Below are 16,196 nucleotides of genomic sequence, written 5' to 3' on the forward strand. Positions count from 1 at the left end.
TCTAAAGTCCCATTTTAAAAGGATTTAGTATATTATTTGGATCAAAAGCTTTTTTAATATTTCTCATTAAATTCATTTCGGCTTCAGAAAAAGCTAAATTCATAAAAGGTGCTTTAGAGAGTCCGATACCATGCTCTCCGCTTAAAGTTCCTCCAAGTTTCACTGTTAATTTAAAAATTTCTTCCACAGCTTCATAGCCTTTTTTCACCTGCTCTTTATCATTTTTATCAGGAACCATAACATTAGTATGCACATTTCCATCCCCTGTATGTCCAAAACAAGGAATTTTAAAACCATATTTTTTAGAAATCTCATCTATACCTTCAAGCAAAGCAGGTAGTTTAGAACGCGGAACTGTAATATCTTCATTAAGTTTTAAAGTTCCATACATGGCAATGCTTTGAGAACAATTTCTTCTAGCAAACCAAATATCTGCGGTTTCTTGTTCATCTTTTGCTATTTTAAATTCACTAGCTCCAGCTTCTAAAAAATAATGTTCTAAATTTCTTAAATCCTCATCAATAGCCTCTCTAACATTACCATCCACATCAGCAATCAAAATAGCTCCAGCTTCTATAGGCAAACCTTTGTTAAATTTACTCTCAACCGCTCTAATGCTAAGATTATCTAAAAATTCCATAGACACAGGATTTACGCCACTAGCAAGACTTTTATAAACCGCATTCATAGCACTTTTTACACTTGGAAAAATAGCAAAAGCAGTTTTTTTGAATTTAGGTAAAGGTATTAATTTTAAAGTAAGCTCACTTAAAACTGCCAAAGAACCTTCACTAGCGATTAAAATTCCTGCCAAATTATAACCTGCTACATCTTTAATAGTGCGTTTTCCTGCACGAATGATTTCTCCGCTAGACAAAACAGCCCTTAAAGCCATCACATAATCTTTTGTAATGCCATATTTTGCAGCTCTCATTCCCCCAGCATTTTCGCTTACATTACCCCCTAAGCTAGAATACTCCATGCTAGCAGGGTCAGGCGGATAAAAAAGTCCGTATTTAGCCACTTCTTTTTGTAAATGTATATTAATAACCCCAGGTTGCACAACAGCCACTAAATTTTCAAGATCAATTTCCAAAATTTTATTCATATGCTTTTCAAAAGCAAGCACCACACCGCCATTAACAGCTAAAGCTCCTCCTGTAAAACCAGATCCTGAGCCTCGTGGTATGACTATGATATTATTTTCATTGCAAAATTTTAAAATTTGAGCAATATCTTCTTCATTTCTTGGAAAAAGAACCCCATCGGGTAAATAATGTTTTTTTGTCGCATCATAGCTATAAGCTCTTTTGTGAATTTCATCAAAATAAGCGTTTTCTTCTCCTAAAAATCGTTTAAAATATTGTTCAAATTCTTTTTTCATGTTTATTGCACCTTAGGAAGATTAATCAAAGCATCATAATATCTATAATAATTCCCTATTTCTTGAGAGTTAAAATCAAAAAAATTACTTTTATATCCACCTATACGAGAATAAAAAGGAACCTGAACGCTAGTTGGCTTGCTTATAGGCACTTCATAAAGCTTATTAAAATCTTGACAATCCACAACTTCTGCTTGATTTTCCAAAGCCACAACCAAAATGCCAACCGCATTATCATCACAAAATTGCCTAAAATCTGAACGCTTAGGAGAAAGAGTGGCCGTTCTAATTAATTGTGCTCCAAAAATGTCAATATGGGTAAAATATATCTGCGGAAATTCTCTAACAAGTTCATTATAAGTTTGTTCATCAGGAGCAATTACCAATCCTCTATCATAAAGAAAATTTAAAACAACCTCATCACCTACTTTAGGTAAAACATTTGGTAAAGGCAAAGCATCTTGCTTAAGAGCTGAAAAAACACTAAATTCTAATTTTGCCAAACCATTTTTTTTATCTATAACACTTGCTCTAGCGATGATACTTTGCGAATTGCTAAAATGTTGCACTACTACGCCACTTGAATAAAGTTTTATATCATCACTATCTTTAATATAACCATAAATATCATCAACTTTTACAAGTTCACTTTTTATAGGTTTTAAATCAAATCCAACCGCAAAGAGGCTAAGGTTTAAAGCTAAAAAACACACTATAGTTTTAAACAAATTTGCTCCTTAAATAAAAATTTATAGAATTATAATCCTTTTTTGTTAAGCAATTGTAAGAAAAATAAAGTAAAATATAGCTTTCAAATTTCAAAATTCTTTTAAAAATTAAGGTTATCTCATGAAAAAATTATTGCTTTTATTTATTTTTGTTGTTCAAAGTTTTGCAGCTTTAAGTGTTGAAGAGCTAACTTGGGATAATGGAGATACCTTGCTTAAATTCTTACAAAGAAATTCCATACCTATGTCGCTTTATTATGGACTTGATAGAGAAGATCAAGAACTTGCTTCTGATATAGCCTATAAAATAAAATATCAAGTTTTAAAAGATGAAAACAACAACATAGAACAAGTTTTAATTCCAATTAGTGATGATTTACAAATTCATATCTATAAAGATAAAGATGGACAATACACTCTTGCTTTTACTCCTGTATCTTATCAAAAAGAAGATAGAATTTTACATTTAACCATTAAAAGCTCTGCTTATCAAGATGTCTATGAAGAAAGTGGTAGCAGTACTTTAGCTCGTGCTATGGTTCGTGCTTTTCGAGGAAGTATAAATTTTCGCAATATCCAAAAAGGTGATGAAGTAACCCTATATTATGAACAAAAAAGACGCATGGGTAAACTTTGGGGCGATATAAATATAAAAATGGCAATGGTAGAAATTAATAAAAGCGCTAGAGAAGTCTTTTCTTATAATGATATATTCTATGATCGCGATGGCAAAGAATTAGAATCTTTTTTACTTACAAAACCTGTGAACTACACTAGAATTTCCTCTCCTTTTACAACAGCAAGATATCATCCTATATTAAAACGCTATCGCGCCCATCTTGGTATAGACTATGCTGCACCTACTGGAACTCCTGTAAAAAGTGCTGGCAAAGGAGTAGTAACCTTTATAGGCACAAAAGGTGGTTATGGAAATGTAATTCAAATCAAGCATGACTCAGGTTATATGACTTTATATGCTCATCTTAGTCGTTTTGCAAAAATTAAAAACGGACAAAAGGTAAATCAAGGACAAGTAATTGCATATGTTGGTTCAACAGGTATGAGCACAGGTCCTCATTTGCATTTTGGAGTATATTTAAATAATAAAGCTATAAATCCTGCATCTGTTGTAAAAATCGCCAAATCAGAACTTAGTGGAAAAGCAAAAGAGAATTTTAAACATATCATAGCTGGATACGAGCAGGTTGTTAAAGAAGCCCTAGCCTCGAATCAACCTAATCCTCCAAAAGAAGAAGATTTTGAAAACTATATAGAATTTTAATTACTCAACAACGCTTTATCTTTTGCATTGATTAAAGAATTTAGAAGAGTTGCAAGCTCTTCTTTTTCTTTTTCATTAATTTCACAAAAATCTGCATCAATCAATTGTTTTACCAAAGCTTCATTTAACAAATCTCCATCGCCAAATTCTCTAGCTTTTTGAATGATTTTTAACACTCTTAAATCTTTTCTTTCATACATTTTAATCCTTTAAATAAACCACACTCACAAAACGCTTAGGCGTTTTATCACGACGATAAGAAAAAAAACTCTCATCATCAAAACTACAAATTCCACAATCTTTAATATTTTCAATGCCTAAATTTTGAGCTTGAAATTTTACTAAAGCTTTTAAATCAAGTTTATCATCTTGAACAAATTCTTTAAATTCTTTTTTAGCAAATTCTAAAATTTCTCCATCTATTTCATAATTTTTAGCACAAATTCCAGGCAGGATAAAAAGATGAAATTTATTCTTATCTAAATGTGAATTTTGCATAGTAATTTGATCAACGCATTCTTTTAGGATATTTTCAAAGCTTCCTTTTCTACCTGAATGCAAAGCTGCTATAATGCCGCTTTCATGATATAAGATCAAAGGCAGACAATCCGCACTTAAAACACAAAGAGCGATATTTTTTTCTTTACTTATAAGCCCATCACAGCTAAGATTTTTTAAATTTTTTTCATAAATGATAACTTTATGAGAGTGAATTTGATCCATAAAAACACATTTTTTAATATCTTTAAAACCTAAATGATAAAATAAATTCTCACTATAAACCTTAGCTCTAAAAACATTATAATCCTTATCAAAAGCACAAAAAATAACGACTTTATCATTTTCTAATAAAGATAAGAAATTCTTTCGACTTCTTCCCATGATAATCCTTTGTTTTTACCTTGCAATTGTGCATAAATATAACGAGCAAGTAAATCACTTTCTATATTTATTTTTCTACCTACTTGATAGTCTTTAAAAAGCGTTTCTTTAAAAGTAATAGGAATAATAGTAAGCCTAATACCATTTTTTAAAATTTCATTGATAGTAAGACTTACTCCATCAACAGCTATACTTCCTTTTTCTGCCATAAATTTCATAGCTTCTTTAGGTAAAGATATATAAAAATCCACTCCATTTTCATCTTTTTGAATCTTTTCAAGTGTGCCGATAAAATCAATATGTCCTTGCATAAGATGCCCATCAATTCTATCGCCATATCTTAAAGCAGGTTCTATATGAACTTTATCTTTTAAATTCTCTATAGCTATATGAGTGCGACTTTCACGAGAAAGCTCCACTTCAAAACCCCCTTCATAAAGTTTTGTTACACTTAAACAAGCTCCATTTACGGCTATGCTATCGCCAAGATTTGGGCGATATTTTGCTTTTAAGCTTAAAGTATTGTTTTGATAAGATTGAACTTTAGCAATTTCTCTTATGAGTCCATTAAACATTTTTTACCTTAAAAAATCTTATTTAATAATTTATTCACCGCTTTATCAACTTTATCGCCCGTACTTTTAGCACCATCACTCACACCGCCACCTACTACATTTTTAATAGAATTTAACACACTTCCTGCATTTAAATTCACTTTAGGATTTTCCGTAGTTCCTGTAATACTTCCTTTAAAATTGGCTCTATCGAGTTTAATATCAAAAGGCAAATTTAAAGCTCCGCTTTTAGAATTTAAAGCTCCTGATTGTACTAAAATATAAGAACGATCTGCTTGCATATTAAGATCAAGTTTGATATTTTCTTTTTTAATCAAAGCTTTAGCATTAGCAGTGCGATAAACATCATTGGTAATATCTTTTAGTGTTAAAATTTTTAAAGCATTGGTAATAAGATTTGGTTTTAATTTACCCTCTTTCATATCCAAATTAACCTCTCCTTCTTCACTTAAAAGATTGTAATTTGCCTTCACATCTGCCTTACCTTGATAAACATCCATAAAATCTAAACCTTGAGCTAGACTACTTAAATCCACTCCATTTAAATCAGCAAGCAAAAGGTTATCTTTAAGTGTGCTTTGAAGCCTCCCTTCAAATAAATTTGGACTATTTACAACAAAATTTAAACTCTTATCAAAACCTACCTTTCCATTAAATTCTGCCTTACCTTTAAGTTTTCTATCCAACAAAAAGCCTAGTTTTGAAAAATCATTTATCTTTAGATTAAAATCCGAATTTAAAAGCATTTTGCTTATGTCAAAACTTCCTTGTAGCTTTGTAAGATCAGCTAAAGATGAATTTAAAACAGAATCAAATTGAGCGATATTGTTTTTAAAATTAATTTTGGTATTTAAATCATAACTTGTATTGTTTGGAAAATTTTTATTTAAAATTTTACTTAAAGTTGTAGCATTTAAAATACCTTTAGCTTCTAAATTTGCTTTACCATTAAGGTTGTTAAAATCGATATTATCTAAATTAATTTTTGCATTAACAATCCCACTGGCATAATTTGGCATACCTGCTATAACAAAAAGTTTAGATAAATCAAGTTTATCAATGTTTAAATCAAGTTTTTTACCATTTGAATCAGCCTTGATTACACCATCTGCCAAATTTGCATTTGCATTTAAATTTTGTATTTGAGTGCCTATAATATGAGCTTTTGCAGCAAGATCTGCCTTGCCTTGTAATTTTTGTCCTGCTATAGCACTAAACTGAGATAAATCATCGATAAAAGCATTTAAATCTGTATTTAACTCACTATTTTTTAAATTATAACTTCCTTGAAGTTTTTTGATATTAAGCAAATTTGAAGCAAGCAAAGCATTGTAAGCAATATTGCTATTTTTTGCATTTGCTTTAGCGTCAAAACTAAAAATTGTATTTGGAAGCTCTATTTTAGCTATTTTTTTAAGCTCATTGGTGTTAAGTTTTGCATTGTTTATTTTTGCTTCAAGATCAAAATTAGAAAAATCCAAATCTGCATTTAGAAGTTTAGCATTTAAATTTCCAGAAACCAAAGCTCCATATCCTGCAAGAGCTAATAATTTTTCCAAACTTGCTTCATTAATATCTGCAAAAATTTTATTATTTTTCAAACTTGCCTTTACCTCTCCACCAAGTCCGATAACTTGAGCATTTAAACTTGATAAGGCATTATTTACAACACTTGTTTGACCTATTACACCCAAATTACCATTTAGTCTAGTTTTTGTAAGTGTTTCAAGCTTTACAAGAGAAGGAATACTTAAATTAAAATCAGTACTTAAAGCATTCTTGCTAATATCATAAAGAGTTTTTTGGGTTTGTAAGTTAAGATAATCATTGTAAATTTTACTTACAGCATAAATCTTATCTTCTTTAACATTGGCCAAAATTTCTGCTTTAGGATTAGAATTTAAAGGCAAGTCTAAAGAAAAATCTTTTTTTATCGCCTCATAGTTTATATAATTTGTATCAAGTTTTATGATGATATTCCCATCAGGTTTTAAATTCTGTGCTGAAATTTTTGCTTGAGCATTTAAAAAACCTTTAGCGTAACTAGGGTAAGATAAAAGATGAAGTATTTCTTCTATCTTAAGATTTTGCGCATCTAAATTTAAAGCAATAGGGCTATAATTATACATTCTTGCATTTAAAAGTACATTTGAACCTAACAAATAACCCTTTCCATCTAAAGTAAAATCACTTGCTTTACCTTGAATCTTACCGACAAAAGAAAGGTTTTGATTTAAATTTAAACCTAAATTTTTAGCATAATTTTGATTTAAAGAAATAAGATAGTCAAGATCAAATCCAAGCTTAAAAGGACTCAAAGCTCCCTTAAGATTAAAATCTGCCATATTTGCGATATTTGCTTGCAATTCAAGACTTGAAAAACGTAAATTAAAATGCGTGATATTTACATCTAATCCCGCACTTTCTTTGATCTTTTTTTGCGCTATATTTGCCACTATATTATTACCAAAACTTGTGAAAAGTATGGTATAAATAGCAATTAAAAGCACAACAACAAAAGCTATAACTCCATAAAAAATCTTTTTCATTTTTATCCTTTAGTTTATTTTATAAAATAACTTTAGTCTATAAAACTAAACTTTTATAAATATTTTAATTTAAAGTATTGACAAAATTCATTTTTTATAGTATGATATTATCACTCTAAATAAAAGAGTGCTAAAATCAATATTTTTAAGGATGGACAAAAATGAATTTTCAACCTTTAGGAAAGCGTGTTCTAGTTAAACGCGTAGAAGAAACTAAAACAACAGCCTCAGGCATAATTATACCAGATAATGCTAAAGAAAAGCCTTTAATGGGTGAAGTAGTAGCAGTAAGTAAAGAAATCACTGATATTGCAAATGGTGATAAAATCGTGTTTGCTAAATACGGTGGAACAGAAATTAAACTTGATAATAATGAATATTTAGTTTTAAATTTAGATGATATCTTAGGAATTTTAAAATAATTTATAAAAAAGGATAAAAAATGGCAAAAGAAATTATTTTTTCAGATGAAGCAAGAAATAAACTTTATGAGGGCGTTAAAAAACTTAATGACGCGGTAAAAGTAACTATGGGGCCAAGAGGACGCAATGTTTTAATCCAAAAAAGCTTTGGTGCTCCAAGCATTACTAAAGATGGCGTAAGTGTTGCTAAAGAAGTAGAGCTTAAAGATAGTCTTGAAAATATGGGCGCTTCACTTGTAAGAGAAGTAGCGAGTAAAACAGCTGATCAAGCAGGCGATGGAACAACTACTGCAACGGTTTTAGCTCATGCAATTTTCAAAGAAGGTTTAAGAAATATCACAGCAGGTGCAAATCCTATTGAAGTAAAACGCGGTATGGATAAAGCTTGCGAAGCTATAGTAGCAGAACTTAAAAAACTTTCTCGCGAAGTAAAAGATAAAAAAGAAATTGCACAAGTTGCTACAATCTCAGCCAATTCTGATGAAAAAATCGGAAATTTAATCGCTGATGCTATGGAAAAAGTGGGCAAAGATGGTGTTATCACTGTTGAAGAGGCAAAATCAATCAATGATGAATTAAATGTAGTTGAAGGTATGCAATTTGATAGAGGTTATTTAAGCCCTTATTTTATCACTAATGCAGAAAAAATGACAGTAGAGCTTTCAAGCCCTTATATCTTGCTTTTTGATAAAAAAATTGCAAATTTAAAAGATTTATTACCGGTTTTAGAACAAATTCAAAAAACAGGCAAACCACTTTTAATTATCGCTGAAGATATTGAAGGTGAAGCACTTGCAACTTTGGTTGTAAATAAACTTCGCGGTGTTCTTAATATTTCAGCAGTAAAAGCTCCAGGTTTTGGCGATAGAAGAAAAGCTATGCTTGAAGATATAGCGATTTTAACAGGCGGAGAAGTGATTTCTGAAGAACTTGGAAGAACTCTTGAAAGTGCGACCATACAAGATCTTGGACAAGCTTCTAGCGTAATCATCGATAAAGACAATACAACCATAGTAAATGGCGCAGGTGAAAAAGCAAATATCGATGCAAGAGTAAACCAAATCAAAGCACAAATTGCTGAAACAACTTCAGATTATGATAGAGAAAAATTACAAGAAAGACTTGCAAAATTAAGTGGCGGTGTTGCAGTTATTAAAGTAGGTGCAGCAACTGAAACTGAAATGAAAGAGAAAAAAGATCGCGTTGATGATGCTTTAAGTGCTACTAAAGCAGCAGTTGAAGAAGGTATAGTAATTGGTGGTGGTGCAGCGCTTATCAAAGCAAAAGCTAAAATCAAACTTGATCTACAAGGCGATGAAGCAATCGGTGCAGCTATCGTTGAAAGAGCTTTAAGAGCACCTTTAAGACAAATTGCTGAAAATGCAGGCTTTGATGCAGGTGTGGTTGTAAATAGCGTAGAAAATGCTAAAGATGAAAATACAGGCTTTGATGCTGCAAAAGGTGAATATGTTAATATGCTTGAAAGTGGAATTATCGATCCTGTTAAAGTAGAAAGAGTAGCTTTACTCAATGCAGTTTCTGTAGCTAGTATGCTTTTAACCACAGAAGCAACAATTAGTGAAATTAAAGAAGATAAACCTGCTATGCCAGATATGAGCGGTATGGGAGGAATGGGTGGCATGGGCGGAATGATGTAATATCTGCTCCAACCTCTTATCAGCAAGGATTTTCCTTGCTGATTACCAATTTAATTTAAAAACACTCCCTTGATTTTCTACAGATTCGCAAATAATCTTAATATCATTATCATCACAAACTTTTTTTACCAAAGAAAGCCCTATACCAAATCCTCCTTGATCAGTATTAAATCTTGTATACCTATCAAAAATATGATTTAAATTTGACTTTGAAATTCCACAACCTGTATCCGCAATACTTAAAAAATTGGCTTTTAAAATTATAGAAATTACTCCACCTTTTTTATTGTATTTAATAGCATTGCTTATAAGATTATCAATCAATTTAGAAATTTGACTTTTAGGAGCAAAAATATTTGCTTGATTTAAATCAAGCTTTAGTGTAATTTTTTTTTGCTCAAAAAATACTTTAAAATATTCCAATCTTTCTTCAAGTAGTATTCTTAAATCAAATTTTTGTTTTTCTGTTTCTAAAGTATTAGGGAAATTATAAAAAACAAGATCAGAATACACTTGAGACAAACTTTTTGCAGCAAGCTTAATCCTTGTAAATTTAGCATTATCTCCTAAATTTTGATGCTCAAGTTGTTCTATACTCATCAAAATAACACTTAATGGGGTATTGAGTTCATGAGTTGAATCTTTAATAAAACGATTTAGTGTGCTGATTTTATCCTCCAAAGGCTTTAGAGCAATTTTTACTAAAATATAAGATATTAAACCCAATATGCAAAAAGCCATAATAGCAAAACCAAAAACTTTCGTTCTAATCCAAAAAAGATCTTTGCTAACATCTTCACCCTGTATTAAAATTTGCAAACCATCGTTAGTATTTACTTCTTCATTGCTAGCATGTCTTAAAAAATAATGATCTGCACTCATAGGAGCAAGGAAAAAAACCTTATTATCACAAATACCTCTACCTTTAAGCTCTATCTTTGCTTTTCTTAAATCAAAATCTATATTACTAAAAACAATCTTTTTAGCATCAAATATAGCAAATTTTAGCGCTGTGCTTTGAGCAATATTTTTTGCACTTATATCTATAGGGGTAAAACGAGAATTTAAGATGCTTATAACAATATTTCTATGATTTTCTCTCAAAGTGGCACCCTTTAAAACAACTAATTCTTCATATAATTTTTGATACCATAATGCAAAAAAAATAGTTAAAAAAATACCTGTAGTTGTTAAGTAGATTAATAAAATTTGCCTAATGACTTTTTTAGCCATAGCAATATCCCCTGCCTCTTTGATTTATAATTTTTTCTTTTCCTAAAATTTTACGTAAATTTTTTACATAAGCTCTTAAACTTAGCTCACTAGGCTCCTCATCATAATCCCAGAGTTCTTCAAAAATTCTCTCTGTGCTTAAAAAGTTGTTTTTATTTTTAAGTAATAAAGACAAAAGCTTAATTTCTTTACTCGGTAAAGTCAAGGCTTTATTATTATGGTAAAGAATTTGTGTAGTAAATTCAAATCTAAATCCATCTCCTAAATCTTCAAAATCTTCATTTTTATGTGAAAAAGCTCTTTTAAGCAAAGCTTTAACCCTGATAGATAACTCGGCAAGTTCAAAAGGTTTTTTTATATAATCATCACAACCTGCGTCAAAGCCTTGTTTTAAATCGTTTGTTGTGTTTAAAGAAGTCATGAAAATTGCTGGAGTTTGCTTTCCGCTTTTTCTTAATTCTTTAAGTAATGAAAATCCATCTCCTAAAGGAACTTTTACATCTAAAATCCAAAGATCAAAATATCTTTCATAAGCCATATCTAAAGCTTCTTGTGCATTATCGCATAAAAATACTTCATATCCTTCATCGTTTAAAAACTCTTCAATGATCTCACTCAAGCTCAAATCATCTTCTAAAAGTAAAATTTTAGCAGCCATAATTTAAATCTTTCTAACTTCAAATCTCTTAAATATATATCATTGTATCAAAATTCTTATCAATTATTTAATAAAATTTCATTTTTATTTAATTTATTTTTATCTATAATCCTTTTATACAAATAAATTTTTCCTTAAGGAGTTAAAATGCTTCCAAAATGGGATAACAGCTATAGTGTGCACAATGCTAAAATTGATGAGCAACATAAAAAGCTTTTTGAACTTGCTGCAAAAGTTGAAGTTGTATCAGATAGATCTGTAAGTAAAAATGAAGTCAAAGAACTTTTGGCTGAATTTTTTAATTATATGAAAGATCACTTTAATGATGAAGAAAAATACATGCAGCTAATAGGCTATCCAAATTTAGAAGAACATCGAAAAATACATAAAGAAATCATCCAAACCATGATCAACTTGATCAAAGATATCAAATCAACCAATGATCTTAAAGAAAAACTTTATATAGTGGCTAAAAAGTGGCTTTTAGAACATATACTATATGAAGACATGAAAGTTGAAAAATGGAGAAGTTCTTCTTTGTCTACAGATGATGGTGGTGATGTTAGCTTTGAAGCAGCAGAAGATGAAGATAATGAGCATCCACAATTTTATCTTTATACCTGTAATTGTCCTGGTAAAATTCACGATGTTCCTTATAGCATTCATCAAAAAATAGAATTACAAGGTCATAAATTTACTTGTAAAACTTGTAAACAAGCTATAAAATTTTACAAAAAACATTCTTAAGGAGGATAAAATGAAACGCAATGTAAAAACTTATTCTTTTAGAATGCCTTTAGAGCTTAAGGAGCGTTTGGATAATTTAAGTAAAAATCTTTCTAAACCAAAATCAGCCATAGTAAAAGAAGCCATAGAGGCTTATCTTAATGAAGTTGAAGATTTTTCTTTTGCTGTTAATGCCCTAGAAGAACTTAAAGATGGGGATTATCAAAAGGCAAGTAAAAAAATAGATAAAATTGTCAAAAATCTCCAAGAAGATTCTAACGATAACGAACTTGGTGATTTTGATTTTGCTATTGAAGCTTTAGAAGAACTTAAAGATGGGGATTATCAAAAGGCAAGTAAAAAAATAGATAAAATTGTCAAAAATCTTAAACAAACAAAATAAAAAACTTTATCACAATTTTTTGTGATAAAGACTTATTAATTTTTTATATTAAAATACATTTATGAATATTAAAAATGGAGTTAAAAAAGTGGCTCCGGATGTAGGATTCGAACCTACGACCAATCGGTTAACAGCCGACTACTCTACCGCTGAGCTAATCCGGAATATTTAAAAGTAAAATGTGATTATAGTGAAATTAAAAAACTTTGTCAAGGGTTTTTACACAAAAATACATTTTTTATGTAAAAAAATTAATTTACTCCTTAACAATAACACTTTTTAAATTTCTAAAATAAAACAAATTTACCCCATCTTCATATAAATAATCAAGCTTCATTCCATGTGTTTCTAAAATAGTATTTACAATATAAAGCCCTAATCCAAAACTTGATTTTTGTTTTGATCCTTGAGTAAAAGCTTGAGTATAGTATTCTAAAGTATTGTTAAGCTCAGGACCACGATTTTTAAAACAAATATAATCATCTATAATATCAATTTGCACAAACCCATCTTCAGAATGTTTAATACCATTATCTATCATATTTTTAATCGCCGTAGTAAAAAGTTTAAAATCCACATTTACAAAAAAACTTTCTTCCATAAAAATACGTATATTGCTATCATCTCGCATTGCAATTTCTTTGGCTTCATCTAAAACATCTAAAATATTGTATTTTTTTCTATTTATAAAAGCAGCCCCTGAAGTAATTTGCTCAATAGCAGCAAATTCATTAATTAAAATTTCAAGTCTAGTAAAAACCCCATTTAAGCGCTCTTTATATTTATTATCTTCTATCATTTCTAAAGTTAAAAGCCCCTTAGTAATAGGAGTTTTGAGTTCATGCATAATATTTCTTAAAAAAAACTGACGAGATTGGTTTAGCTTTCGAATTTGAACAATGGCTTGATAAAAAGCTTCACTTACTTGTGAAATTTCATCCACCCCAGTGCTTACATCTTCTATATCGTTAAGCTTTCCTTGGGCAAATTTATCAATTTGTTTTTTAAGTCTTTTAAGTGGTTTTAATTTTTTAAATATATAAATATAAAGCAATACAAGAATACAAATCACAGCTACAGCTATAGCTTTGATAATAAAATACCTATAGGTTTGATAATCTTGATCCTTATAAAGATAAACCTTTCCATCATAAATAATATTTAAATACACCTGTCTATTATAAGAAATAATCTCGATTAAGCCATTATTAACCTCAACCCTAGCTAAAACATCACCTCTAAAAAGAATTTTACGGATCTGCTTTGCTTCTGTTATCTCATCCATTTTATTATAATTTTTTGTCTGCTCTTCAAATTCTTTTTCGCTGATAACTCCTGCAAAATTTAAGAGCCTTGCATTAGCTATCAAAGAATATTTTGTATTTAATTCTCTAGTATAATTTTGCTGATCGTATTCTATAAGCCACAAAAAGCCAAGTATAACACTAACCCCAGCAAAAATAAAAATAAAAGTTATAGTATAAAAAATCGAAGATTTATTCATTGAGTAAGCTTATAACCTATTCCACGTATAGAGTGAATATATTTTGGAGTTTTTGGATCATCTCCCATCTTTTGACGAATTCTACTGATAATAACGTCTATACTTTTATTACTAGAATCCTCACTAATAGAAGAACAATTATAAACAAGCTCTTCACGACTTACCACTCCACCCTCTTTTTTAATCAAATAGCTTAAAATATCAAATTCAGCATTAGTTAAAGTAAGCTCTTGTCCTTTCATGGTAATAATATGCTTATATTGATCATAAACAAGATCTTTTACACTTTTTGCTATGGCGCTTTTTGTATTTGAAATACGTCTTAAATGACTTTTAATACGTGCTTGTAATTCTTTTGGATTATAAGGTTTTGGTAGGTAATCATCTGCTCCAAGCTCTAAAGCATTAACCTTATCTGTAATATCATGTCTTGCACTTGAAATAATAATAGGCGTATCATACTTTTTACGAATCTCTTCACACACTTCAAGCCCATCAAGTCCTGGCAAAGAAAGGTCTAAAATGATAAGCTGATACTCTTTTAATGCGAGCTTAGAAAGGCCTATATAAGGCTCATGAGCTATATCAACTTTCATATCAAATTTTTCCAAATATTCAGCTGTAATTTCTGCTAATTCTAAATCGTCTTCTATCATAAGAATATTTGTCATAGTTTTCCTTTATTTTAAACTTAATTTTAATTTTAAACTAAAATTTATAACGAAAGGAAAATCCTTCCGTTATTTTTATTTAAGCACAAGCAAAGTCGCAAAACCATTGCGATATACCCAAACTTTGGTAAATTCTTTTTTATTAACTTGTTTTAAAGCTTGTTCTAAATCTTTTAAATTTTTAATTTCGCTTTGTCCAACACCTATGATAATATCACCCTCTTGGAAACCAGAATTTTTTCCTTTGCTCTTTTCTTTAACACTATCAACCAAAACACCATTAACATCTTTTGGAATTTGCAAACGATCCTTAAGTCTTGGATCTAAATTTCTCAAACTCAAACCATCAATCAGATCACTTTGTGCGCCTTTAGGATTTTCTTTTTCACCTTTAAGAATAAAACTTGCTTGCTTATTTTCTCCATCTCTTTCGTAACTTAATGAAATTTTTTGACCAATCTCTAAAGTTCCTATATAATTTTTAAGATCAATAGGACTTTTTATAATCTTATCATTAACTTTAGTAACTAAATCTCCACGCTTAAGCCCTGCTTCATCAGCACTTGAACCTTTTTGAACATCAGTAATTAAAGCTCCTTCTTGATTTTTGTAAGCTTTTTTAGTATCACCTTGCAAAGCTGAAATAGTCACACCTAAAAATCCTCTATCAATCTTGCCTTTTTCAATAAGTTTTTTAGCTATATCTTTAACCATATTTGAAGGTATAGCAAAACCTATGCCGTTATTTCCACCGCCACGAGAAAGAATAGCTGAATTAATACCTACTAAATATCCACGACTATCCACCAAAGCTCCACCTGAATTTCCTGGATTGATAGAAGCATCTGTTTGTATAAAATTTTCATATTGATTTAAACCTATATTGTCTTTGTTTAAAGCAGATATTATCCCACTTGTAACACTAAAACCGACTCCAAAAGGATTTCCAAGTGCAAAAACAACATCTCCTTCCATTAAATCATCAGAATTTGTAAAAGTAATAGCTGAAAGATTATTAGCCTCTATTTTTATAACAGCCAAATCTGTTTTTGGATCTTTACCTATAAGTTTTGCTTTATATTCTGTATCGCTTCCTGGTAAATTCACTGTAATCGTATCAGCATCATCTACAACGTGATTATTTGTTACTATATAACCATCTTTTGAAATAATCACCCCTGATCCCAAAGAACTCACCACTTCTTTATCATTTTTTCCTTTTCTTTGAGGAAAATCAAAATCAAAAAATTGTTTAAAATAAGGATCATTAAAGAAATCATCCAAAGGACTTGGACGATTCGCTCTTGTAATAGTTTTTGAGGTGGAAATATTAACCACTGATTTTTTTGCATCTTTAATAGAATCATGATAAGAAAGCACTGCATTTCCAGCAGCAGGATTCACACGATTAGCCGTTGTGGTCGATTCGTTAAAATTAATACTTGCAGCAAATAAAGCACTTGCTAAACTTAATGATAAAAAAATCTTTTTCATTTCATTTCCTTTTGTTCTTAAAGATAA

The 16,196-nt window shown here is 30.0% G+C and carries 15 protein-coding genes, 1 tRNA gene and 1 pseudogene; 5 read left to right on the forward strand and 12 right to left on the reverse strand.

Annotated features, from left to right (window positions below; genetic code table 11):
* Position 1: 1 nt before the first annotated feature.
* A complete protein-coding gene (locus SR63_RS05825; protein WP_002866217.1) occupies positions 2-1,384 on the reverse strand; it encodes an FAD-linked oxidase C-terminal domain-containing protein in 1,383 nt (460 codons plus the stop codon).
* A 2-nt stretch (positions 1,385-1,386) separates the two neighbouring features.
* Complete coding sequence (locus SR63_RS05830; RefSeq protein ID WP_002853792.1) at positions 1,387-2,112, reverse strand: plasminogen-binding N-terminal domain-containing protein; 726 nt, start codon at positions 2,110-2,112, stop codon at positions 1,387-1,389.
* Between the two features lie 121 nt (positions 2,113-2,233).
* Here SR63_RS05830 and SR63_RS05835 point away from each other — a divergent pair, with 121 nt between their 5' ends.
* Positions 2,234-3,394 (forward strand): M23 family metallopeptidase, encoded by a 1,161-nt coding sequence (locus SR63_RS05835; RefSeq protein WP_002852845.1) that lies wholly within the window; start codon positions 2,234-2,236, stop codon positions 3,392-3,394.
* Here the strand turns inward: SR63_RS05835 and SR63_RS05840 are convergent.
* The 4 genes from SR63_RS05840 to SR63_RS05855 are packed head-to-tail and all read right to left on the reverse strand — an operon-like array spanning position 3,391 to position 7,400.
* Positions 3,391-3,594: a hypothetical protein gene (locus SR63_RS05840; RefSeq protein WP_002853612.1), complete on the reverse strand. Its 204-nt coding sequence runs from the start codon at positions 3,592-3,594 to the stop codon at positions 3,391-3,393. The two genes, SR63_RS05835 and SR63_RS05840, sit on opposite strands and share 4 nt — an antisense overlap.
* A gap of 1 nt (position 3,595) precedes the next feature.
* Positions 3,596-4,276: a polyphenol oxidase family protein gene (locus tag SR63_RS05845; RefSeq protein WP_002866218.1), complete on the reverse strand. Its 681-nt coding sequence runs from the start codon at positions 4,274-4,276 to the stop codon at positions 3,596-3,598.
* A complete protein-coding gene (locus tag SR63_RS05850; protein ID WP_002877087.1) occupies positions 4,240-4,851 on the reverse strand; it encodes a riboflavin synthase in 612 nt (203 codons plus the stop codon). Before SR63_RS05850 ends, SR63_RS05845 begins: the two co-directional genes overlap by 37 nt.
* Before the next feature lie 8 nt (positions 4,852-4,859).
* Positions 4,860-7,400 carry a hypothetical protein gene (locus SR63_RS05855; RefSeq protein ID WP_002866220.1) on the reverse strand — a complete coding sequence of 847 codons (2,541 nt, stop codon included), beginning with the start codon at positions 7,398-7,400 and terminating at the stop codon, positions 4,860-4,862.
* Positions 7,401-7,561: 161 nt separating this feature from the next.
* On the opposite strand from SR63_RS05855, the gene groES reads away from it, so the two are divergent.
* Together groES and groL are read left to right on the forward strand one after the other, a co-directional pair.
* Complete coding sequence (gene groES / locus SR63_RS05860) at positions 7,562-7,822, forward strand: co-chaperone GroES (protein ID WP_002825273.1); 261 nt, start codon at positions 7,562-7,564, stop codon at positions 7,820-7,822.
* A 20-nt stretch (positions 7,823-7,842) separates the two neighbouring features.
* Entirely contained in the window at positions 7,843-9,480 is a 1,638-nt protein-coding gene (groL, locus tag SR63_RS05865; protein ID WP_002859291.1) for a chaperonin GroEL, read from the forward strand.
* Positions 9,481-9,522: 42 nt separating this feature from the next.
* Here groL and dccS read toward each other — a convergent pair whose 3' ends face one another.
* Positions 9,523-10,713: a two-component system sensor histidine kinase DccS gene (dccS, locus tag SR63_RS05870; protein ID WP_002866221.1), complete on the reverse strand. Its 1,191-nt coding sequence runs from the start codon at positions 10,711-10,713 to the stop codon at positions 9,523-9,525.
* The gene (gene dccR / locus SR63_RS05875; RefSeq protein WP_002853205.1) at positions 10,706-11,371 is read right to left on the reverse strand and encodes a two-component system response regulator DccR; all 666 of its coding nucleotides are present in this window, start codon (positions 11,369-11,371) and stop codon (positions 10,706-10,708) included. The genes dccS and dccR overlap by 8 nt, the downstream gene beginning before the upstream one ends.
* A 147-nt stretch (positions 11,372-11,518) precedes the next feature.
* On the opposite strand from dccR, the gene SR63_RS05880 reads away from it, so the two are divergent.
* Positions 11,519-12,118, forward strand: coding sequence for a bacteriohemerythrin (locus tag SR63_RS05880; protein ID WP_002866222.1), 600 nt, complete (start codon positions 11,519-11,521; stop codon positions 12,116-12,118).
* Positions 12,119-12,128: 10 nt separating this feature from the next.
* Positions 12,129-12,368, forward strand: a pseudogene (locus SR63_RS08645) (ribbon-helix-helix domain-containing protein); the annotation flags it as partial.
* A gap of 221 nt (positions 12,369-12,589) precedes the next feature.
* Here the strand turns inward: SR63_RS08645 and SR63_RS05890 are convergent.
* From SR63_RS05890 to htrA, 4 genes are all read right to left on the reverse strand, one after another.
* Positions 12,590-12,664: transfer RNA gene (locus SR63_RS05890), tRNA-Asn, on the reverse strand.
* Between the two features lie 92 nt (positions 12,665-12,756).
* Entirely contained in the window at positions 12,757-14,004 is a 1,248-nt protein-coding gene (locus tag SR63_RS05895; protein WP_002853920.1) for an ArsS family sensor histidine kinase, read from the reverse strand.
* A complete protein-coding gene (locus SR63_RS05900; protein ID WP_002777451.1) occupies positions 14,001-14,675 on the reverse strand; it encodes a response regulator transcription factor in 675 nt (224 codons plus the stop codon). The genes SR63_RS05895 and SR63_RS05900 overlap by 4 nt, the downstream gene beginning before the upstream one ends.
* A gap of 75 nt (positions 14,676-14,750) precedes the next feature.
* Positions 14,751-16,169 carry a serine protease HtrA gene (gene htrA / locus SR63_RS05905; RefSeq protein ID WP_002853541.1) on the reverse strand — a complete coding sequence of 473 codons (1,419 nt, stop codon included), beginning with the start codon at positions 16,167-16,169 and terminating at the stop codon, positions 14,751-14,753.
* Positions 16,170-16,196 lie beyond the last annotated feature (27 nt).

This window comes from Campylobacter sp. 2014D-0259, assembly GCF_008000505.1.
Lineage (GTDB): Bacteria > Campylobacterota > Campylobacteria > Campylobacterales > Campylobacteraceae > Campylobacter_D > Campylobacter_D jejuni.

Excerpts from the sequence above, each read along its gene's own strand:
- htrA (WP_002853541.1), bottom strand. The coding sequence starts at position 16,169 with ATGAAAAAGATTTTTTTATCATTAAGTTTAGCAAGTGCTTTATTTGCT.
- SR63_RS05835 (WP_002852845.1), top strand. The coding sequence starts at position 2,234 with ATGAAAAAATTATTGCTTTTATTTATTTTTGTTGTTCAAAGTTTTGCA.
- groL (WP_002859291.1), top strand. The coding sequence starts at position 7,843 with ATGGCAAAAGAAATTATTTTTTCAGATGAAGCAAGAAATAAACTTTAT.
- SR63_RS05895 (WP_002853920.1), bottom strand. The coding sequence starts at position 14,004 with ATGAATAAATCTTCGATTTTTTATACTATAACTTTTATTTTTATTTTT.
- SR63_RS05900 (WP_002777451.1), bottom strand. The coding sequence starts at position 14,675 with ATGACAAATATTCTTATGATAGAAGACGATTTAGAATTAGCAGAAATT.
- SR63_RS05855 (WP_002866220.1), bottom strand. The coding sequence starts at position 7,400 with ATGAAAAAGATTTTTTATGGAGTTATAGCTTTTGTTGTTGTGCTTTTA.
- SR63_RS05840 (WP_002853612.1), bottom strand. The coding sequence starts at position 3,594 with ATGTATGAAAGAAAAGATTTAAGAGTGTTAAAAATCATTCAAAAAGCT.
- SR63_RS05845 (WP_002866218.1), bottom strand. The coding sequence starts at position 4,276 with ATGGGAAGAAGTCGAAAGAATTTCTTATCTTTATTAGAAAATGATAAA.
- SR63_RS05825 (WP_002866217.1), bottom strand. The coding sequence starts at position 1,384 with ATGAAAAAAGAATTTGAACAATATTTTAAACGATTTTTAGGAGAAGAA.
- dccS (WP_002866221.1), bottom strand. The coding sequence starts at position 10,713 with ATGGCTAAAAAAGTCATTAGGCAAATTTTATTAATCTACTTAACAACT.
- SR63_RS05850 (WP_002877087.1), bottom strand. The coding sequence starts at position 4,851 with ATGTTTAATGGACTCATAAGAGAAATTGCTAAAGTTCAATCTTATCAA.
- dccR (WP_002853205.1), bottom strand. The coding sequence starts at position 11,371 with ATGGCTGCTAAAATTTTACTTTTAGAAGATGATTTGAGCTTGAGTGAG.
- groES (WP_002825273.1), top strand. The coding sequence starts at position 7,562 with ATGAATTTTCAACCTTTAGGAAAGCGTGTTCTAGTTAAACGCGTAGAA.
- SR63_RS05880 (WP_002866222.1), top strand. The coding sequence starts at position 11,519 with ATGCTTCCAAAATGGGATAACAGCTATAGTGTGCACAATGCTAAAATT.